This window comes from Lentzea sp. DG1S-22, assembly GCF_036321065.1.
Taxonomy (GTDB): domain Bacteria; phylum Actinomycetota; class Actinomycetes; order Mycobacteriales; family Pseudonocardiaceae; genus Lentzea; species Lentzea jiangxiensis.
In genome coordinates, this window is record NZ_CP143276.1 from 1340468 (window position 1) to 1360124 (window position 19657).

The window sequence follows — 19657 nt, forward strand, 5'->3', positions numbered from 1 at the left end:
GACGCTCGGCGGCCTGGGAGTCAGCCGCAGAGCACGTGGCTACGGGACAAGCGCGACACCGGCCCGGATCACGCCACCGCCCCCACCGAACGGTCGGTCACCAGGGTCATCGGCAGTGCCAGCCGAGCGAACGGCGTGACCAGGCCGATCAGCGGCACCGGTGGTGTCTCGTCGTCCGATTCGATCAGGTGCACCACCAGGTCGCGGCGCCGGAACACGGTGGTTCCACCGGAGGCCACGGTGATGCCGGCGAGCCGCCGGGCCAGCTCGCCGGCGTGCCCGGGCAGCGCCTCGTACAGAACGGCCCTGCGCGGCAGCCGGCCGGTGCGGCCGTTGCCGGACGCCACCCGCATCACGGAGGTCGCCGCGAACCGGCGCAGGCTCGCCTCGTCGGTCACCTCGCTGTCGTGGACCAGGTGCGGCCGCAGCCGCTGCTCCACTGCCTGCACCCGGGGTTGTCCCGCCAGGTGCCGGACGGCTTCGGAAGGAGGGCAGGTGATGTCCACGACCCGCACCACGACACGCCCTGCCATGAAGGCGGACGTGCGTTCCAGCAGCGACCACCCCGGCTCCGGCCCGCACACGGCAAGGGCCGCGCAATCGGAGAGGATCTCGGCCACGACCGCCTCCGATCCGGCCCGGACCCGGAACGTCAACGCATAGCGGTCCACGGTTCGGCTTCCGGTCATCGTGACGGCCGGAAAACCACCGCAGTGGCCGGTGAGGAGTTGCTCGTTCATCGGAACAGCACTCGGTCGACCACGGCCCGCAGGGCGTCGGGACGGGGTGCCGCCGGGCTGCGCCAGGCGACGAACCCGTCCGGACGGATCAGGACGGCCCCGTCGTCGGTGATGCCGTAGCGGCGGGTGAACTCGCCGGTGGGATCGTGCAGGGTGTCGCCGATGCGGTGGTGTTCGATCGGGACGTCCGAGAAGTTCGCGGCCTGCTGCCGGCCGGTGACGAGCACCAGGCCGCGTCCCATGAAGTCGACAGTGGACAGTGCGGTGCCGTTGCGCTCCACGGTGACGTGAGGTGCGCGGCAGCCCGGTGCGGCGGTGGGGTGGTCGGGGTCTTCCACCGGGTGCGGAGCGGGGGAGCCGTCCGGGACGAAAGCCCCCTCGGGGTAGGTGTAGCCGAACATCGTCGCCCGCTGGCGGACGGCGCTGTCGCGTGCGTCGCCCGGCTTGCCGTTGACCAGACCGTACCGCTCGACGGTCAGCGCGGTGGTGTGCCGGGCCACGGGGAGGCGTTCGGTCTCGTAGGTGGCCAGCAGGCCCGGGCCGGCCACGCCGCGGTGGTGCAGGGCGATCTTCCACGCCAGGTTGAAGACGTCCTGGACAGCGGTCGCCACGCCGAAGGTGCCCACGGGCGGCATGACGTGGGCGGCGTCGCCGGCGATGAACGCCCGGCCGGCGCGCATGCGGTGGGCGACCTGGCCGGAGATCTCCCACGGGGTCTCGGACACGTGGTCGATCACGATCGGAAGGTCTTCGAGGCCGATGGCGGTGCGCAGCAGGTACACGCACCGCTCCTCGGTGAAGTCGGCGACGTCGTCACCCGGTCGCAGGGAGACGGCGAACCGCCACCGCTTCGCGCCGTCGATGGACGTGAGGAACCCGTGCACGGCGGGGTTGCGCACGGTCAGCGCGACGATCTTGCGCCCGCGCAGCGGTTCGCGGAGATCGGCGTCGAAGTAGATGTTGACCTTGCGCGCCAGGAGGTCCGAATCGTCCTGCCCGACGTCGAGCATGCGGCGAACGGGGCTGTGCGCACCGTCCGCCACGATGAGGTGCCCGGCACGAACACGCTCTTCCCGTCCGGTGCGGTGATCGAGCACCACCGCGACAACGCCGTCGGGCTCGTTGTCCACCGCCACCACCTCGTGGTGGTAGCGCACGTCCGCGCCGGTTTGCACGGCGTGTGCGCGCAGCAGTGGTTCGAGCTGGTTCTGGTCGATCGCGGCCCACCGGCAGGGGCTCAGCGAGTCGGAGCCGGTGTCGAGGCGGTTGGGCAGCCGCCGCAGTTCCGGGCCCGCCAGGGTTTCGGCGTGGGCGACGACGGTGTGGTCGGCGATCGGCGACCGCACCTGCCCGATGGCCTGCTCCAGACCCACGGCACGATAGAGCTCCATCGTGCGGGGGTTGAGCGCCCGCGCCCTCGGATCGGTCGACGGCTCGGCATGGCGTTCCACCAGCAAGGCCGGCACGCCGTACCAGGCCAGGAACACGGCGGCGGACAGACCCGTCACGCCGCCGCCCGCGATCAGCACCGGGGCCTCAGACATGGCGCTCCCAACGGTAGAACTCGTGCGCCATCGCGTCCTTGGGCTCGCGCCACGCCTCGGGGTCGTAGGCGGTGACGAACGGGCTCAGGTCCTGGCTGATCCGCCGGAAGCGGGGGTCGTCGCGGTGCGCGGCCATCGCCTCCGCCAACGGGCGGTCGCTCTCCACCAGGTGCAGGTAGAGCTCACCGAACCGGAACAGACTGCGCCCCCGCACGCCGAGCGCGGCGGGCAGGTCGGAACGGCGGTCGGAGTCGGCGAACACGGCGGCCACCTCGTCGGCGGCCCCGGGGACCATGCGGGCGACGATCAGGGTGCGGTGCACGCGACCTCCTCGACCTTCCGCTTGATCAGCTCCATCTGGACGCGGCTGTTGTCGTTGATGCGCTTGGTCATGGCTTCGTCGTCCACCGGCGCGTCGGGTTTCATCGCGAAGTCCTGCGTCCAGCGCATGCGCACGCCCGTGTCGAGTTGTTCGTAGGTCCAGCGGATGTTCATCCGCTCGAACGGCCCGGTCTCGACGCGCCGGGCGGTGACCGTCCTGCCGGCCTGGTCCGCGACGCGCTCGGACACCCAGCTCCACACCTTGCCGGCCGGGTCCGGGTGCATCGTCAGGCGGAACAGCACGCGGTCGCCGTCGCGTTCGAGCACCTCGACCGAGGCGTACTCGCTGAACAGCTCCGGCCAGCGCTCGACGTCGTTGGTGCGTTCCCACACCAGCTCCATCGGCGCGTCGATGACGATCTCGTTCTCGGTGTGGCCGCTCATCCCCGGACCTCCCCGGGCAGCAGGGCCAGCAGCTCGCGCGGCGACTGGTGCGGTCGCAGATCGGCGTCCTTGGCCACGCCGTGGTGGCGTTGCAGCTCGGACAGCACGCCCATCAGGCCGAGGGAGTCCACGCCGAGGTCGTCGAAGGTGTGGCCGGGGTCGGTGACCTGCTCGCCGGTCACGGGAACGCCGGTGCACCGGCTGATCAGCGCTGCCAGGTCGTCGGGGGAAAGCCTGGTGTCCACGTCACATACCTCCGCTGGTCGGTGATTCCGGATGGCGCAGCACGAGCGCCGAGTTCCCGCCGTACACACCGCGGGACAGCACCAGGACGGTGCGCAGGTCGACCGGACGGGCGACGCCGGTGACCAGGTCGAGGTCGAACCGGCAGTCGCGCACGCCCGGTGTGGGCGGTACGAGACCGTGTTCGAGGGCCAGCACCGCGGTGGCGACGTCGAGCACGGCCGCGGCGGCGTAGCAGCGCCCGTACCCGGCCTTGGGCGCGGTCACCGGCACCCGGTTCGCGCGCTCTCCCAGCAGCAGGCGCAACGCCTCGGCTTCGGCGGCGTCGGCGTGCGGGTCGGCCATCGCGTCGAGGAACACGGCGTCCACGTCGTCGGGGGTCAGACCCGCTTCGGTCAGCGCGGCCGTGGCGGCCCGCAGCAGACCCTGCGCCGACCGGTCGAACCGCCGCCGGCCGGTGTAGGTCGCGCCGTGCCCCGCCACCACCGCTTTCACGTCGGCGCCCCGGCGGTGCGCGGCGCCGGCGTCCTCCACGACGAGCATGGCCCCGCCCTCGGCGGGCGCGAACCCGCCGGCCCGCTCGGTGAACGGCTGGTAGGCCGTGGCCGGATCGCCGGACGTGCTGAGCAGCCCCAACCCGAGCTGGCAGCACAGCGCGTACGGGCAGAACGGGGCTTCCGCGCCACCGACGAGCATGGCCCGCGCGCCTCGTCGCAGCTCACTGCCCGCAGCGGCGAGGGCGTCCAGTCCGCCCGCCTCGTCGGCGACCAGCACCCCGGACGGGCCGCGCAGGCCGTTGCCGATGGAGACCTGGCCGGAGCACGCGGCGTAGAACCAGGCGATCGACTGGTAGGGCCCCACGTGCTCGGGTCCGTGCCGCCACAGCTGTTCGATCTCCCTCTGGCCGAACTCCACGCCGCCGCTGTAGCTGGCCGTCATCACGCCGAACTCGAAGGGCTCCACCGCCGCCGGGTGCAGCACGGCGTCGCGCAGCGCCAGGTCGGCGGCGGCGAGGGCGAAGTGCGTGAACCGGTCGGTCTGCACGGTGATCCGCGGTTCGACCCACCCGGCCGGTTCGAACCCGGCCACCTCGCCCGCCACGGTGACGGGGTAGGGGTTGGGCTCGAACCGCCCGATCGGCGCGAGCGCCAGGTGCCCGTCGCGCACCGCGGGCCAGAACTCGCCGACCCCGAGACCGCTCGGGGCGATCACACCGAGACCGGTCACGACGGGCGCGGAACGGGTGGCCGCGGGGCTCATGGCCGCCCCGCTCTCGTCAGCACCACCGCGGACTGGAACCCGCCGAAGCCGCTGCCGACCGACAGCACCACGTCCAGCCGGCGTTCCCGCGCGGTGTGCGGCACGTAGTCCAGGTCGCACTCGGGGTCCGGCGTGTCCAGGTTGGCGGTCGGCGGGACCACGCCGTGGACGAGCGCCAGCGCGCAGGCGGCCAGTTCGACGGAGCCGATCGCGCCCAGCGAGTGGCCGATCATCGACTTGATCGAGCTCACCGGCACCTGGTGCGCGTGCTCACCCAGCAGCCGGTGGAACGCGGCGGTCTCGTGCCGGTCGTTCTGCCGGGTGCCCGAGCCGTGCGCGTTGATGTAGCCGATCTCCGCCGGCGCCACCGCGGCGTGGTCCAGCGCGCGCCGCGCGGCCTCGGCCATCTCCACGCCCTCCGCTGTCAGGCCGGTCATGTGGTAGGCGTTGCTGCGGGTGGCGAAGCCCTCGACCTGCGCCAGCACCTCCGCTCCCCGGCGGCGGGCGTGGCCGAGCTCCTCCAGCACCAGCACGGCCGCACCCTCACCGAGCACGAACCCGTCCCGGTCGCGGTCGAACGGCCGAGCCGCGTGCGCGGGGTCGTCGTTGCGCGCCGAGGTCGCGCGGATCGCGTCGAAGCAGGCCACCGTGATCGGCGAGATCGGGGACTCCGAAGCCCCGGCCAGCACCACGTCGGCCCGGCCTTCCTCGATGAGGCGGGCGCCGTGGCCCACCGCGTCCAGCCCGGCCGTGCACCCGCTGGACACCGTCCGCACCGGCCCGCACGCGCCGACCCGGTCGGCGACCTCCGCGGCCAGCGTGGCGGGGGACAGGGCGCAGTGCAGGAACGGCGAGGCCGCGTCCGCGTCGACCAACCACCGCTGCCCGCGCTGCGAGGTGGCCACGTAGTCCTGCTCGAGCAGCGTCGTGCCGCCCACGGCGGAACCCATGGACACACCCACCCGCCACGGGTCCGCGACGGCCACCTGCGCCTGTCGCCACGCCTCGTCGGCGGCGACGGCGGCGAACTGGACGTAGCGGTCCATCCGGGTGATCTCCGCGCTGGTCAGGCCCGCGAGCACCGGGTCGAAGTCGCACTCGGCGGCGATCCTCGACCGGAAGCCCTCCGGGTCGAACAGGGTGATCGGCCGGGTGGCGGTGCGCCCGGAGGTGATCAGCTCCCAGAAGCCCTTCGTCCCGATGCCGCCCGGTGCCACCACCCCCAGGCCGGTGACCGCCACCCGGCGCCTCATGACGCCTGCTCCGTGTCCACGTGCCCCAGTTCCGGCCGGGGCGCCAACGGGGACAGCTGGAACAGCACGCGCGCCGGTGACGTCCCGGTGTTGCGCAGGCGGTGCCGCACCCCGATCGGCACCAGGATCGCCTGGTCCGCGCTCACCTCGTGCGGTACGTCGTCCAGGTCCAGCACCACCGAGCCCTCGACGACGTAGAGGAACTCCTCGGAGTACGGGTGGTAGTGCTCGTTGACCTGTTCGCCCGGCCCGACCAGCACGATCCCCATGAACCCGGAGGTGGCGCAGACCGTCGCCGGACCGAGCAGGACGCGGATGTCGCCACCGCGGTGGGTGTTGGGCGCGACGTCGTCCGGGCTGATCGCCCGGTGGAGCTGGCCGGTCATGCCACCGCCCCCACCACTCGGTCGGTCACCAGCGACATCGGGCACGCCACGTCCACCAGCGGCGCGAGCCTGTCCGCGAGCGGCACGGCAGGCATGCCGTCCGAGGACTCCACCAGGTGCACGACCACGTCCCTTCGCCGGAACACCGTCGTGCCGCAACCGGAATCCGAGCCTTCGTCAGCGAGCAGCCGGGCCACCTCGCCGGCCTTGCCCGGCAACGCCCGGTAGAACGCCGCCGCACGGGGCAGATGGCCGGCGTGGCCGTTGCGGGAGGCGACCACCCGCATCACCGACCCGGCCAGGAAACGCCGCCGGCCGTCGGCGTCGGACAGGTCGCGGTCCTGCACCAGGTGCGGCCGCAACCGCTGCTCCACGGCCTGGATCTGCGGCTGCGCGGCCAGGTGCCGGATCGCCACCTCCGGCGGGCAGACGATGTCCACGACCCGCACCACCACGGGTCCGGCCATGAAGACCGACGTGCGGTCCAGCAGCGGGCGAGCGGCCTGCGGCCGGCCGGGCGGGGGCCCGGCGTAGTCCGCCAGGATCTCGGCCACCGCAGCCTCCGACTCCGGCCGCACCGGGAACGTCAACGCATAGCGGTTCACGACTTCGCCTCCAGCAGTTGTCTATCGGCTTCGGCGCCCGGCGCGGTGCTCAGGCGGACGTGGTAGCGCGAGGACTCCCGCGCCGTCGTGCACGCGACCAGCGGGGCCGCCAGCCGCCGGTGGTCGGCGCCGCGCTCCCACGCGTGGAAGTGCGCGGCGCTCGCCCACTCGCTGGTGATCACCCAGTCCTCGGGATCGCCCTCCGACTGGCACACCTGGTCGCCGAGGTAACCCTCCACTTGCGACACCTGGTACCTGATCCGGCGGTAGGCGTCGAGGAAGCGGTCCTGCTCCGCGCCCGGCACGCGCACGCGGAAGATCACCCGCAACCGGTTGCATCCAGGCGTGTGATCCGCTGTCGACGCCATCTCGTCTCCTCGGGGTCTGCTTAGGACGAACGGGCAACCTCGTTGTGACCGAGGGTTGATCTACCCGCACCCGCCAGCAAGTCGGGGTCGGCCACCAGGCTGAACATCCACTCGATCGAGAGGACAAACCTCGGGAATCGCTCAGGAAGACGGTTCCGGGTGGGAAGCGATCCGGCAGGCGTGCGAAGCCACCGCGTTCCGCACACCCTCTGCGTGCAACATCCGGCGGCATGTCCTGACGTCGTCTGTTTTGCCCGTCTTCGCGACCTTGCACGCCTTGAGCACGTTGGCGGTCGCCTTGTACCCGTTCTCCATCACGTGGTCGATGCAGATGCCGGGATCGGCCTGGGCGGGCGGCCCCGTGAACGAGAACAAAGCTGCGGCAGTGAGCACCATGCCGGTCAGACCGGCCGTGCGAGGCAAACGCGACATCGGGTCGTCCTCTCCTGGACACGCTGGGACACGGTGCTTCGCCGTGCCGCGGCGGGGTGTTTGGCCGCCACCGAGTACCTCAGGATGCATCCGGCAAGCCGATCCGGCTGGTCCAACCCTCGATCGAGCGCAATGCCGCCCCGTCCGAGGGAGGAAGCCTCCTGCGGCGTGCGCGGCGGGTAGGCCGCCACCGCGTTCCACTGCCCGATCGAGCGCTCATTCCACTATCCGGTGAGGTTGCCGCCGACGGCACTTCCTGTCCGTCGCAATAGGACGGTCGCGTTCGCCGCGAGGGCGCAGCGAGGATTCGTCGAGCACGGGTGGTGCGCGTCGATCTTATGGCCAATTGGTATGTACCACTTGGCCTGACCCTCGTCGTACGGTCGGCGGGCAATCACCCTGCATGCAAGGAGCGGACATGAACCGCAAGCTCATCGCCGCCGCCACAGCGGCGGTCACAGCGGCCGGGCTGACCATCGCGGTGGCGCTGACGACCAGCGCCACCGCTGCCGACTCGGCTGACCCCGCCGTGCTGGCCGCGATGGCCCGTGACCTCGGCATCTCCTCGGAGCAAGCGCGTGAGCGCCTCGGCGCCGAGAAGGCCGCGGGCCAGACCGACGCCGCGCTGAAGTCCCGCCTCGGCCCGGCCTACGCCGGGTCCTGGCTGGACGGCACCGGCCACACCCTCACCGTCGCGGTCACCGACCCGGCGCTGGCCGGCGCGGTGCGCTCGCACGGTGCCGTCGCCGCCACGGCGACGCACAGCGCGTCCGCACTGGACAGCGCGAAGACCAAGCTGGACGCCAAGGCCACCACCGCACCCGACGCCGTCCCCGGCTGGTACGTCGACGTGCGCGCCAACAAGATCGTCGTGCTCGCCCGCGCCGGCGGGGAAGCGCAGGCCAGGACGTGGGCGGCCGAGGCGGGTCTGCGCGGTGACATCGTCGCAGTCGAGGCCAGCACCGAGAACCCCAAGCCGTTGATCGACGTCATCGGCGGCAACGCCTACGGCGTCCCCGGCGGCGGCCGCTGCTCCGTCGGCTTCGCCGTCGAGGGCGGCTTCGTCACCGCAGGCCACTGCGGAGCCACCGGCGGCCGCACGTCCAACCCCGGCGGCACCATCCAGGGCAGCAGCTTCCCCGGCAACGACTACGCCTGGGTCCGCACCGACGCGGGCAACACCCCGCGCGCCCTGGTCAACCGCTACCCCGGCACCGTCCCGGTCGCGGGCTCGCAGGAAGCTCCGGTCGGCTCCTCGGTCTGCCGCTCCGGCTCCACCACCGGCTGGCGCTGCGGCACCATCCAGCAGAAGAACGCCTCGGTCACCTACCCCGAGGGCACCATCACCGGCCTGACCCGCACCAACGCCTGTGCCGAGCCCGGCGACTCCGGCGGCTCGTGGCTGACCGGCGACCAGGCCCAGGGCGTCACCTCCGGCGGATCCGGCAACTGCCAGACCGGCGGCACCATCTACTTCCAGCCGCTGACGGAAATCCTGCAGGCGTACAACCTGCGTCTGGTGACCTCCGCCGGCCCGACCACGACCACCCAGCCGACCAGCACGACCACGACCACCACCACGCCTCCGGGCGGTGGCGACTCGTGGGCCCCGTACACCTACTACGGCACCGGCGCCCAGGTCACCTACGGCGGTGCGTCCTACCGCGTGATCCAGGCACACACGTCCGTTCCCGGGTGGGAGCCGCCGAACACGCCTGCCCTCTGGCAGCAGATCTGACGGCAACACCCTCCCACCGTCCCGACGGCTGCTGCCGTCGGGACGGTTTCCGCGTGGGCGGCAGGGCAAACCGGCTGCAGAACGTGGTGATGACCTTCGAAGGTTGGATCAGTTTACTGATCAGCGGGGTCCAGGAGGTAGGCCGTGAACGATCGCCATTCGGGCCCGCGGACCCTCGCGGAGAAGGTGGACCACCTCTTTCGCGAGGTGCACCCGCGAGACCGCAAACCGTTCACGCACCCCGAGGTGGCGAAGGCGACCGGGTTGTCCACCGGCCTGCTCTCCGCGCTGAGGTCCGGCAAGAACGTCAACCCCACCAAGGACACCCTCACCACGTCGGTGCACCAGGCCCACATCGTGCTGCAAGAACTGGGCCACATCCTGTGCGACCACCCCGGCTCCGAGCCGGTCGACCTGGCGTTGTCCGGTGTCTTCCCCGACCTGAGCGCCACCACCCTCGAGATCATGCTGGCCCGGCACCACGCGGGTTTCTCCGCCGAGCACGAGACCGAAGCGGAGACTGTGGCCTACCTGATCTCCGAGCTGCTCGACGCGCGACCGCGACGCGCGGGGGATCGGCCACCGGGGATGGGTGGCCGGCTGGGCCTGGCGATGGAATGAGCGCGGCGAGCCTCGTCCACCTCTTCGCACTCGTGACCGTCGCCGCCGCGGTCGTCTACCGGGCGGCGACCTGGCGTGAGGACCACCAGGCGCCCGCCGGCAGAGCGTTGACGCTGACGATGGTCCACCTGTCCCTGCTGTACCTGCTCGGGTGGGCGCCGGTCTGCTGGCTGGTCCACGACCTGCTGGGACGAGTTCCCAGCCTGCCCCAGGTCATCCAGCACACCGCGTGGATGGCAATGTCCTTCCACGCCCACCAGTTCGTCATCCGCGTCTCCGCGACCGCCGACGACCTGCGGCGACGCCTGCGCTTCAGCCGGGTGTTGTTCGGGGTGGCACTCCCGCTGCTGCTGATCGGCTACGTGATCGGCCCGCTGCGCACCGGACTGCCGATCGTCGGGCCGAGCGGGACCCGCGATCTCGGAGTCCTGTTCTACGACCTCGTGTGGGAGACGCACAACATCATCGTCCTGGTCCAGATCCTGCTCGTGCGGTGGCGCAGCGCGGCCATCGAGCGCAGATATCTGCGGATAGGCGTGCGCCTCATGGGGCTCGGCTGCTTGATCTGGCTGGTCATGCTGATCCACAAAGTGGCGTATCAAACGGTCGTCAGCGTGGGGTACACGCCGCCCTACGAGGAGAACGGGGTGCACGGCATCCAGTTCCTCTTCTCCGCTCCCGGCGTGTGCTTCCTGGTGATCGGTATGACCATCCCGTCCTGGGGACCGCGCGTGGCCGGGTACTGGCGCCGGAGGCGGGCCTACCACCAGCTGACGCCGCTGTGGAACGCACTCGAGCCGGTGCGCACGGCCACGCCGCTCGCGGGCCTGCGCACGCGGAACTCCCGGCTGCGGCAGCGGGTCATCGGCATCCGCGACGTGCTGGTCGGGCCGCTGCACGGGCACCTCTGCGAGAGCACCGTCCAGTTTGCCAGGGCACACGCGGTCCGGTCCGGCCTGAGCGAGGACGATGCGCAGGCCGTCGCCGAGGCCACCGCCATCGCTGCCGCTGTCTCCGCCCGGATCAGCGGTGGTGACCCTCCGAGTTGTCGGGGAACCTCAACCCTCATGATCACTGCCGCCTGGACGGGGGCACGCTGGGGCGAACTGACCGGCCTGCAACGCCACAACACCCACCTCGACGACGCGTGCATCGTCATCGACCCCGACATCGGCGCGCTCCATGAGCTCAACGGCCACTTCGAACTCGGCCCACCCAAGACCGCCGAATCCGCGCGCACCATCACCCTCCACCCTCCTTGATCCCCCTACTGCGCCGACACCTCGACAGCCACGACCACACCCACGTCTTCGCCACCGCCGAAGGGGAATACCTGCGCCGCTCCACCTTCTCCCGCCGAGCCATGCGCCCCGCCGCCGACGGCAACCTCAAACGGACCGCGCCGCCCGTGCGGATCGAGCCGGTCCAACCCGGGCTGACCTTCCACGGCTTCCGCCACAGCCACAAGACGTGGATGATCGCCGACGGCGTGCCCGAGATCGCCCAAGCCGCCCGCCTCGGGCACACCCTCGAGGACAAGATCCAGGAGGTCTACTCCCACATCGTCGCCGAAGTCGAACACCGGCTCATCACCGGGCTGCAGGACCGCTGGGACAAAGCCGTTGCCGATTCGGCGACATCCGAGTCACACACCCGCCGGCGACGCTTCTGATCAACGTCGACGGCGGGTCCGGCTGCTCGCTGGGCTTCCGCGCCCTTCCTGTTCACCGGGCCGCGCGGCCGCCGGGCTGGATGCGCGGCCACGACACGGAGAAGCGGTACTTGCCGACCCCCAAGCCCGCGATTATCGCCACGTCGCCGTTCGCCACGGCACCGGGCGGTGGGAGAAAGTGCCCCAGGCGGACGTGTCCTGCCATCTGCTTGAGCACGCATCGGCATTCCCTGGAAAGGTGCAACCCCCAGACCCGCTGCAGTGGGCGTCAGCGGCTTGAGGCCATGCGGGTGAAGCCGGTAAGGCGCGGGGTGATGGTCGTGGCGAAGGACTCCCCGTCGGGTGTGCGCAGTCCCGCGAGCACCTGCTCGCCCGGCCGGCCGAACACCTCGAACCGTTCCACCGAGCAGTGCTCCATCACCTCGCGGATGTAGGGATCCGAGAGCTCCCAGTGCTTCAGCACCGACTCATCGTCGGCGTACAACTGGAAGCTGTGCGCCAGCATCGCGTCGGCATCGATGAACACCTCCACCATCAACTGCGGACCGTGCTCGCGGACGAATTCGACGGCTTCTCCGATCGCCGCGCGGAACTCGTCCAAGTGTCCCTCGCGGATGCGCATGGTGTTGTGGAAAAGCAGTGTTCCTGTCATACCGCCGACACTAGAACCTCCAGTTTGATGGAGATCAACCCCGGACAGGCGCCGGATCGGGCCGGTGTCAGGTCCAGTCGTCGTCAACGCGCTGCTCGCAGCCGATGAGCGGAGTACTGAGCAGATCGATGAGTCGCTCGTGGCAGGAGGGGCCCAAGGCGCACAGGAGGCCGGCCTCCGCGGCCAGGTAGTGCGGTGTGACGCCGTCGATGACGGCCAGGCCTTTGCTCGTGAGCTGGAGCGGACGACTCGACGGTCGTCGCGGTCGCGCACCCGTTCGACGAGCCCTTTCGGCTCCGTGCGCGATGCGCGGCGTGAACCAGGTACGGCCCAGGGTGACCCGCCGAGACTCAGTCGAACCACGCGGTCGTGCCCTGTGCGTAGAGCACCCAGTCGGTCCCATTCCAGTACCACGCTCTGCCGGTCGCTCGGAGGTCGACGATCAGCTCGTCGTTCAGCACGTCTGTGGAGTAGCAAAGCGTGCCACCGGGTTTGATCGCACCGACGTGGCTGTCACAACTGAGGTAGTCGGGACCGCTGCCCAGCCTGGTGTAGTAGATGTACCCGCTCGCCAGACGTCCTGCGGGCAACGGGTCGTACATCTCCAGCCGGGAGAAGTACTCCCAGCCGCCCGTGTAGTGCGGTTTGCGGCACAGCTGGATGGAGCCCACGCTCGTTCCGGAGCCGTTGGTGAGGCGTACGTGTTGAGCCGATATGAGCGGCCATCCAGCGCAGTTCACGGCGGCGGTTCCTGCGGCCTGGGCGGGTTCGGCGACTGCTGTTGCGGGCGCCGTGAGCGCCGAAGCGATGAGCAGGACACTGAGGACGAGTCCACGCATGGTCGATCCCTTCTCTGTGATGAGCCGGTGCCTTCAGCCCACCACGCGCCGGCGTAACCGCGACCGGTCCTGGATTTTCCTGGACGGAGAAATCCGCATCGTCCAGAAAAGTCCAGGACGGGTGTTCCGGGGTGGCTGCAACTGTTGACTCGCCTGCGCCGGACATGGATCCGGGGTTCGAAAGGGGAGCGGCATGATCACACGGAAAGTACTGGCGGTGTTCGCCATCGCCTGCGGGGTTCTGACGGCGGCCACCGTCCCGGCCCAGGCGGCGGCCGAGAACTTCTGCCACCAGAGCCTGGACACCGGCAAGGTGGAGTGCTTCGACACCGAGGCGGCATTGCGGAACTACGAAGCCGGCGTCCAGAGCATCACGCTGGTGACGATGTTCAACGGCTACGGCGCGAAGGGGGCAAGCGGTTACCGGAACTTCGCCAGCGCCTACGGTCGCGACTACTGCACGCTGCCCGCAGACGGCCACGAAGGGTCGAGCGGCGACCTGCGGCAGGAGCGCTACAACACCGGGGTCGCCCTGGACCGGACGATCAGCTCGGTGGTCGTGCGTCCCGGCGTGAACTGTGTGCTGTGGCTGGCCGACGACTTCGGGTTCCGGGGCAACACGGTGATCCTCGTCGGCGGGACGTGCGCCGACCTGCGCACCTGCACCGGTGGGGGGAACTGGGACAACCGGGCGAGGTCGTTCTACTTCACGTGACGGCCCGATCCAGCCGGGCCCGGACGTCCGCGGCTTGCGGGACACCGAGGTGGGTGAACACCCCCAGCGCCTCGAACCACAGCTCGCGCGCCGTGTCCAGGTCGCCATCGGTGTAATTGCATTCGGCGAGCCCGGCGAGCGCTCGCGCCCGCTCGAACTGGTCACCGGACTCGGTGGCCAGTTCGCGTGCGGCCGAGTGGTGCGGGCGGGCCTCCGGATGGCGGTCGAGCGCACGCAGCGCCTCTCCGATGCTGTTGTGGATGTCCACGACCGTGACGTGGTGTCCGTCGCGAGCGGCGGCAAGGGCCTGTTCGTGCAGCTCGAAGGCCTTGGCCGGGTTGCCCGCCGACGCGTGGTCGCGGCCGAGGCCGTTGAGCGCGTTGACCTCGCCTTCGACGTTGCCGCATGCGCGGTATCCGGCCAGCGCGCAGGAGTGGTGGGCCAGCGCCCGTTCAGGATCGCCGACGTGGCGGTGGTAGGTGCCCAGGTTGTTGTGGGCGTGTGCTTCGCCGACCTCGTCGGCGACAAGGCGGAACAGCGCCAGTGCGCGGTCGAGGTGTTCGGGAACGTCGTCGAGGCGCCCGGCGCGCATGGAGGTCGCAGCGAGGTTGAGGAGCACCGCGCCCTCGCTGCGATGCTCCCCGGTGCGTCGGCGGATGGTCAGCGCCCGGTGGTAGCAGGCGATCGCGTCGTCAAAGTGGCCGAGCAGGCCCTGCACGATCGCCATGGTGTTCAACGCGGCCGCTTCGCCGGGTTCGTCGCCGAGTTCGCGCCGCAGTTCGGCACACCGCCGGGTGTAGCTGAGGGAGTCCCGGTAGTTGCCGGTGCCGCGCAACGCGGTGGCGAGGTTGCGCAACGCGGTGGCTTCGGCGTCCCGGTCTCCTCTGGCTTCGGCCGCGGCGAGGGCGTGGTGGTGCACGGTCAGTGCTTCCGCGCCGTGCCCGCCGGCGTCCAGGTCACGCCACAGGGTCGCCGCGAAGTGCGCGGTCCAGTCGGTCCAGCCCCGTCGTTCGGTCAGCGCGACGACGGCGATCAAGGTGGCGCGCTCGGCGTCCAGCCAGCTCTGCGCTGCGCCGGGCTCGGTCAGGGCGAGCGGTGCCGTCGCCGGCGCGGGCAGACGGGGCCGTCGGTCACGATCGGCCGGGTAGAGCGTGTCCATGGCGGTGGTGGCGGCGTGACCGTAGAAGGTGAGCAGCCGCTGCAAGGCGTCGTCGACGCGGGCCGTGCGCACCGTGGCCGCATAGGCACGTAACAGGTCGTGCATCGCGAACCGGTCCGCGCCGATGGCGCTCACCAGGTGCGCCTGGACCAGCTGGGCGATCAGCTTGGCCGCCACGTCGGGTTGCAGATCCGCCAGCGCCGCCGCCGACTCGGCGGTGAACTCCGCGCCTGGGTGGACGCTCAGCAGGCCGAACAGCTCCGCCTCCGCGCGCCCGAGGTGCCGGTACGACCAGGAGAAGACGGCCTCCACCTCGGCTCGGACGTCACCGCCCGCGTTCAGCACGGCGAGGCGGCGGTGCTCATCACGCAGTTCATGGATGACCTCGGGCAGGCTCGTTCCCTCGTGGGCGCGCACGTACTCCGCGGCGATGCGCAACGCCAGCGGCAGGTGGGCGCAGCACTCGGCGAGCTCGTCGACGGCGTGGAGATCGTCCTGCGCGCGGCGACCGATCAACGTGCGCAGCAACTCGGCCGCCGCCGGAGTCGGCAGCAGCTCCAGTGGCACGCGGTGGGCACCGTCGCGCGCCACCAGCCCGGTCAGCGCGTCCCGGCTGGTGACCACCACGGCGCACCCCGGCGTCCCAGGCAGCAGGTCGCGCACCTGTTCGGCGGAGTGCGCGTTGTCCAGGACCAGCAGCACGCGCCGGTCGGCCAGCTCCGTGCGCAGGCGGGCGGAGCGCTCGCCGTACCCCGCAGGCAGGTCCTCCACCGCCACGCCCAGCTCTCGCAGGAACCGGCCCAGCACCTCCTCCGGCCGCGCCGGGTCCGCCGGGTCGTAGCCACGCAGGTCCACGTACAGCTGACCGGCGGGGAACCGATCCGCCACCTGGTGTGCCCAGCGCACCGCCAGGGCCGTCTTGCCCACCCCCGCGGTTCCGGTCACGGCCAGGATCGGCGACCCGGCTGCGGACCGCAGCACCTCATCCATGAGCGCGGCCTCGACGTGTCTGCCGACGAACGGGTCGACCACCGCCGGCAGCTGGCGGGGGACGGTGGTGCGCGGCCGGGGCCCACCGGTTGCCGCCGCGACGCGGAACCACGCGTCGCCCCAAGCCGACAGCTCGGCCGGTGTCGCACCCAACGCGATGACCAGCTGGTCCAACACGTCCGCGGCCGGGAATGCCCGCCCCGTCACGTAGGTGTGCACCGTCGACCGGGGAAGGCCTGCCATCTCGGCCAAGCGCGCGATGCTCACCCGCGCCTTGGAGGTACCCGTGGCCGCGCGGCAGCGCAGCAGATCCAATTCCCGGATCAGACCGGGCAGGTCTGCCACCCGCCGAGGATCCGGTCCTTCTCGCATCGCGTTCTCCACGCGCATCCCACCCCGGGCGACAGTCTGCTATCGGCGATGGGGAGCCGTCCACCCCACCGCGAACAGGTCAGCGTGGCGGCCCGGTCGGTGAGGTGTCGTTGTTGAGTTCCTCCACCGTTCACTTCAGAACGGCGTGCGCGTGGATCTTTGGAGGATCTCAATGACCGTGTCAAGCAGTAGCCGGCGCGGTGGGTTGCCAGGGCCGGTTGTCGCGGAGCATGGCCCACAAGACATCGACCAGTCGGCGGGCCAGGGCGACCATCGCTTTGGTGTGTCGCTGTCGTTCGGATCTCTTGCGCTGATAGAAGGTGCGCGACGGGCCGTCGGTCTTCAGGCTGGAAAACGCCGCCACGTAGAAGACGTGCCGCAACCGGCGGTGGTAGCGCCGTGGCCGGTGCAGCACGCCGCTGCGGCGGCCGGAGTCGTTGGGCACCGGGGCCAGTCCGGCGTAGGTGGCCAGGCGCGCGGCGCTGCCGAAGGCGGCCAGGTCGCCGGCGGTGATCGCGAGGAACTCCGCGCCCAGCACGGCTGCGACGCCGTCGTGCCCGCCTTGGTGACGAGCTGCTCGATCGCGGCCTGGTCATTGGGCACCTGCCGCGACCACAGAACCGTTCCCTGTTCATCGACAGCCGTCGCGTGATGCGACACCTTGCCGACGTCGACGCCGATCCAGGCCACCTCGGGCAGCGCCATGCGGCTCCATCTCCCGTCCTCGTGCTCCTCCGATCCCGCGGACGACCCCGCCTGCATGCCCCTAAACAGCGACTTCTCGCAACACATCTCAATCAGCGGCCGGGGTGTCCCCGACGGCAGGGTGACCATCCTCCGGGAGCCATAGATCGCATCATCCGATCAGTCACGCCCCACCGTCCTGGGCGTCCAGAGAACCCATCCCTGAACACCCACGAACTTAGGGTCATCCGATGATTCGGCGGCGGTCCCGACGAGGGCGGCCAGGAGCAGCTGGGACTCCTGGGATCTGGAGACGATCTCCTCGGCCCCGTTCATCCGTTCGATGGTGTCCTGCATGTCGCTGACGCCGATCTCGCGACCGCGCCGGTCGTATCCGTTGGTGGCCATGGCGATCTCGTCGCTCATCGCCTCCAACGCGTCGCTGGCGTAGTCGATGACCCGTTCGGATGCCTCGTTGAGTGCGTACAGCAGTGCGTACATCACTCCCGTGCGGGGTCTCGATCAGTTTCGGGGTGTGGCGGATCCTGGCGATGGCCTTGTCGAACACTGCGAAGTGCTTGGCGGGCTGCAAGGTGATGAGTTTGTCGCGGCTGAGGGCGAACACGACGGCTTCGCGGGATGGTGTCGCCGCTGCGGATGTTGACCACGACCGGCGGGTAGACGAAGTCGTCGGTCTCCCAGACACGGCCGGCGGCGGTGGCGAAGTCGACGCCGGTTGACTGCGCCACCACGGCGAGAGCGTCCGGGGCGTCGGCGGCGACCTGCGTCCACACCGTGCGCAGCGCTTCCGGGTCGAACCTGGCGCTGGTGGAGTCGGGGTGCACGGGTCACTCCTCAGGGGTTGAACGGGGAGGTGGAGGAGGTTCCGGTGTTCGGGCCCGGCGGCGGTTCGGGCGCGAGGTAGTGCACCGCGAGCAACGCCGCGCAGATGCACAGGTACAGGCTGATCGTGAACAGCAGTGCCTGGCGTTCGAGGTTGGGTCGCTTGGATTTGCCCTGGGTGGCTTTGGTCAGCGTCGTCATGGTCGATCCCCGTTCAGGCCGCGATGCGGTCGGTGAGCGCGCGCAGGACGGCCTGGCTGGCGGGCAGGTGCCGGCCGGCGAGGCGGACCGGGCGCGGCATCCGTGTCAGCGGCGCGGCGGATGCGCTGGACGTCGGCTGTCAGGTGCAGACCAGCTTGCCGTCGACGCGCAGCTAACGAGCGCGCAGCATGCCGCTTGAAGTGTTGGTGGTCATGTCGCTACTCCCCTGAACCAAGGGGGTGTGCGCACACAAGCCTGAGCGTGACCGCCCGCAGGCGAGACGACGCCGATGAATCAGCGTTGAGGACCCTCGGAAGTGGGGAGGGGGTGCCTGCCGGCATGGGTACTGTCGCCTGGCATGTGCCGCTCACCTCACTTCCCGTGTGTCGGTTAGTGCAAACCTCGGCGAGCGTACTCCTGGACGCTTGTCCCGGGTAACCGCGGGTGTGGCGGTTCACAGCCATATGTCCACTATGGAGTTTGACTGATCAGAACGACGATGATGACGACCCAGCTGATCAGCGCGGTCACCAGAACGATCCTCAGCACGTGGTTGCCGGACATGAGAAACCCTTCAGGGGATGCGCTGGTTGGAGGCCGGCGCGAGCGCCGCGCCGGCGAGGGACAGTGCGGTGCCGAGCGTCATCCATGGCTTGCCGGCGTCGACCTGCTTGGTCTCGTAGCCGACCTGGCCGCCCATCCGGTCGTAGATCTCCTGCAGAGCCTGGGCGCTCGGTGCGGCGTACCAACTGCCCTTGGTGATCTCGGCGATGCGCTGCATGGTGGCCGGATCGGACGGCACCGGCACCGGGCGGCCCTGGATGTCGACCGTGACTCCGGGGTTCTCCGCTCCGAAGGAGATCGTGTCGATCTCGACACCGGCGTCGCGGCATTCTTCGGCGGGGCCGTCGACCTCCCGGCCGACGTTCTTGCGGCCGTCGGACAACAGTACGATCCGGCTCGGAGGTGGTCCGTCTGCTCCGGTCAGCAAGACGCTGATCTGCTGCTGAGCGGTGAACGCAGCGGCTAGGGCGTCACCCGTCGCGGTGGACTCGCGCAACTTCATCTGCTCGATGCTGCGCAGTGTGGGGTCGCGCAACGTAGTCGGTGCGACTAGGACGGTCGCCATACCCGCGAAGGTCACCAGCCCGAGGTTGACATGAGCCGGTAGACCCTTGACGAAGTCAGTGGCCGCGGCCTTCACCGCATCGAGGCGGCTCGGCGGGACGTCGGTGGCATCCATGAACAGCGACTCGTCGAGCACGAGCATTACCGTGGCACGGTCACGCGGCACCTGCGCCTCCGCAGTCGGACCGGCCAGCCCGATCGTGAAGATCACCAGCGCGAGCAGCGTGACGGCCGCCGGTAGGTGACGAGCCCGGTTCGGGTGATTGGGCGCGACACTGTCGAGGACCTCGAGGTTGGCGAAGCGGAGCGCGTGGCGGCGGCGCCGGCGTTGTGCGAGCACGTAGTCGGCCGCGAGTGCGGCCACGGCGGCCAGCAACCCGAACCAGGCAGGGGCGGCGAAACCGTCAACGCTCATCGCTAGAGCAAACCTCGTGGTCGTCGTGCTTG

24 protein-coding genes and 2 pseudogenes are annotated in these 19657 nt (G+C 70.5%); 5 read left to right on the top strand and 21 right to left on the bottom strand.

All coding sequences use genetic code 11. The features are described 5' to 3' along the window. Positions 1-68: 68 nt before the first annotated feature. The 11 genes from V1227_RS05820 to V1227_RS05870 all read right to left on the bottom strand — a co-directional run bounded on the left by V1227_RS05820 (position 69) and on the right by V1227_RS05870 (position 7596). Positions 69-740, bottom strand: a complete 672-nt coding sequence (locus tag V1227_RS05820; protein ID WP_329791435.1) for a SchA/CurD-like domain-containing protein — start codon at positions 738-740, stop codon at positions 69-71. After that, positions 737-2284 carry an FAD-dependent monooxygenase gene (locus tag V1227_RS05825; RefSeq protein WP_329791437.1) on the bottom strand — a complete coding sequence of 516 codons (1548 nt, stop codon included), beginning with the start codon at positions 2282-2284 and terminating at the stop codon, positions 737-739. Before V1227_RS05825 ends, V1227_RS05820 begins: the two co-directional genes overlap by 4 nt. Next, complete coding sequence (locus V1227_RS05830; protein ID WP_329791438.1) at positions 2277-2606, bottom strand: TcmI family type II polyketide cyclase; 330 nt, start codon at positions 2604-2606, stop codon at positions 2277-2279. The genes V1227_RS05825 and V1227_RS05830 overlap by 8 nt, the downstream gene beginning before the upstream one ends. After that, positions 2591-3049 (bottom strand): SRPBCC family protein, encoded by a 459-nt coding sequence (locus V1227_RS05835; RefSeq protein WP_329791439.1) that lies wholly within the window; start codon positions 3047-3049, stop codon positions 2591-2593. Before V1227_RS05835 ends, V1227_RS05830 begins: the two co-directional genes overlap by 16 nt. Beyond that, the gene (locus V1227_RS05840; protein ID WP_329791440.1) at positions 3046-3294 is read right to left on the bottom strand and encodes an acyl carrier protein; all 249 of its coding nucleotides are present in this window, start codon (positions 3292-3294) and stop codon (positions 3046-3048) included. Before V1227_RS05840 ends, V1227_RS05835 begins: the two co-directional genes overlap by 4 nt. A 1-nt stretch (position 3295) precedes the next feature. Next, positions 3296-4552, bottom strand: a complete 1257-nt coding sequence (locus tag V1227_RS05845) for a beta-ketoacyl synthase N-terminal-like domain-containing protein (RefSeq protein WP_329791441.1) — start codon at positions 4550-4552, stop codon at positions 3296-3298. Continuing rightward, positions 4549-5805 (bottom strand): beta-ketoacyl-[acyl-carrier-protein] synthase family protein, encoded by a 1257-nt coding sequence (locus V1227_RS05850; protein WP_329791442.1) that lies wholly within the window; start codon positions 5803-5805, stop codon positions 4549-4551. Before V1227_RS05850 ends, V1227_RS05845 begins: the two co-directional genes overlap by 4 nt. Next, entirely contained in the window at positions 5802-6191 is a 390-nt protein-coding gene (locus V1227_RS05855) for a cupin domain-containing protein (RefSeq protein ID WP_329791443.1), read from the bottom strand. The genes V1227_RS05850 and V1227_RS05855 overlap by 4 nt, the downstream gene beginning before the upstream one ends. Next, the gene (locus V1227_RS05860) at positions 6188-6796 is read right to left on the bottom strand and encodes a SchA/CurD-like domain-containing protein (RefSeq protein ID WP_329791444.1); all 609 of its coding nucleotides are present in this window, start codon (positions 6794-6796) and stop codon (positions 6188-6190) included. The genes V1227_RS05855 and V1227_RS05860 overlap by 4 nt, the downstream gene beginning before the upstream one ends. Beyond that, positions 6793-7164 (bottom strand): antibiotic biosynthesis monooxygenase family protein, encoded by a 372-nt coding sequence (locus tag V1227_RS05865; protein WP_329791445.1) that lies wholly within the window; start codon positions 7162-7164, stop codon positions 6793-6795. The genes V1227_RS05860 and V1227_RS05865 overlap by 4 nt, the downstream gene beginning before the upstream one ends. Before the next feature lie 141 nt (positions 7165-7305). Next, positions 7306-7596, bottom strand: a complete 291-nt coding sequence (locus V1227_RS05870) for a hypothetical protein (RefSeq protein WP_329791446.1) — start codon at positions 7594-7596, stop codon at positions 7306-7308. A gap of 418 nt (positions 7597-8014) precedes the next feature. Here V1227_RS05870 and V1227_RS05875 point away from each other — a divergent pair, with 418 nt between their 5' ends. The 4 genes from V1227_RS05875 to V1227_RS05890 all read left to right on the top strand — a co-directional run bounded on the left by V1227_RS05875 (position 8015) and on the right by V1227_RS05890 (position 11627). After that, entirely contained in the window at positions 8015-9334 is a 1320-nt protein-coding gene (locus V1227_RS05875; RefSeq protein ID WP_329791447.1) for an alpha-lytic protease prodomain-containing protein, read from the top strand. A 144-nt stretch (positions 9335-9478) separates the two neighbouring features. Further along, positions 9479-9955, top strand: a complete 477-nt coding sequence (locus V1227_RS05880) for a hypothetical protein (protein ID WP_329791448.1) — start codon at positions 9479-9481, stop codon at positions 9953-9955. Next, on the top strand, positions 9952-11217 hold the full coding sequence (locus tag V1227_RS05885) for an MAB_1171c family putative transporter (protein WP_329791449.1): 1266 nt from the start codon (positions 9952-9954) through the stop codon (positions 11215-11217). Before V1227_RS05880 ends, V1227_RS05885 begins: the two co-directional genes overlap by 4 nt. Next, a complete protein-coding gene (locus V1227_RS05890; protein ID WP_329791450.1) occupies positions 11214-11627 on the top strand; it encodes a tyrosine-type recombinase/integrase in 414 nt (137 codons plus the stop codon). The genes V1227_RS05885 and V1227_RS05890 overlap by 4 nt, the downstream gene beginning before the upstream one ends. A gap of 52 nt (positions 11628-11679) precedes the next feature. Here V1227_RS05890 and V1227_RS05895 read toward each other — a convergent pair whose 3' ends face one another. The 3 genes from V1227_RS05895 to V1227_RS05905 form a co-directional block, all read right to left on the bottom strand. Further along, positions 11680-11844, bottom strand: a complete 165-nt coding sequence (locus V1227_RS05895) for a family 1 glycosylhydrolase (RefSeq protein WP_329791451.1) — start codon at positions 11842-11844, stop codon at positions 11680-11682. Between the two features lie 51 nt (positions 11845-11895). Then, the gene (locus tag V1227_RS05900; RefSeq protein ID WP_329791452.1) at positions 11896-12249 is read right to left on the bottom strand and encodes a hypothetical protein; all 354 of its coding nucleotides are present in this window, start codon (positions 12247-12249) and stop codon (positions 11896-11898) included. Between the two features lie 380 nt (positions 12250-12629). Then, a complete protein-coding gene (locus tag V1227_RS05905) occupies positions 12630-12950 on the bottom strand; it encodes a hypothetical protein (protein ID WP_329791453.1) in 321 nt (106 codons plus the stop codon). Positions 12951-13311: 361 nt separating this feature from the next. Here V1227_RS05905 and V1227_RS05910 point away from each other — a divergent pair, with 361 nt between their 5' ends. Beyond that, positions 13312-13833 (top strand): hypothetical protein, encoded by a 522-nt coding sequence (locus tag V1227_RS05910; RefSeq protein ID WP_329791454.1) that lies wholly within the window; start codon positions 13312-13314, stop codon positions 13831-13833. Here the strand turns inward: V1227_RS05910 and V1227_RS05915 are convergent. The 7 genes and pseudogenes from V1227_RS05915 to V1227_RS05940 form a co-directional block, all read right to left on the bottom strand. Beyond that, complete coding sequence (locus tag V1227_RS05915; RefSeq protein WP_329791455.1) at positions 13826-16327, bottom strand: ATP-binding protein; 2502 nt, start codon at positions 16325-16327, stop codon at positions 13826-13828. The two genes, V1227_RS05910 and V1227_RS05915, sit on opposite strands and share 8 nt — an antisense overlap. A gap of 208 nt (positions 16328-16535) precedes the next feature. Beyond that, positions 16536-16904: pseudogene (locus tag V1227_RS05920) on the bottom strand (transposase); the annotation flags it as partial. Between the two features lie 32 nt (positions 16905-16936). Continuing rightward, positions 16937-17188: pseudogene (locus V1227_RS40545) on the bottom strand (IS110 family transposase); the annotation flags it as partial. Between the two features lie 30 nt (positions 17189-17218). Beyond that, entirely contained in the window at positions 17219-17539 is a 321-nt protein-coding gene (locus V1227_RS05925) for a hypothetical protein (protein ID WP_329791456.1), read from the bottom strand. After that, a complete protein-coding gene (locus V1227_RS05930; RefSeq protein ID WP_329791457.1) occupies positions 17539-17883 on the bottom strand; it encodes a hypothetical protein in 345 nt (114 codons plus the stop codon). Before V1227_RS05930 ends, V1227_RS05925 begins: the two co-directional genes overlap by 1 nt. Positions 17884-17893: 10 nt before the next feature. Next, the gene (locus V1227_RS05935) at positions 17894-18082 is read right to left on the bottom strand and encodes a hypothetical protein (protein WP_329791458.1); all 189 of its coding nucleotides are present in this window, start codon (positions 18080-18082) and stop codon (positions 17894-17896) included. 574 nt (positions 18083-18656) lie between these two features. Then, on the bottom strand, positions 18657-19625 hold the full coding sequence (locus tag V1227_RS05940) for a VWA domain-containing protein (protein ID WP_329791459.1): 969 nt from the start codon (positions 19623-19625) through the stop codon (positions 18657-18659). Positions 19626-19657 lie beyond the last annotated feature (32 nt).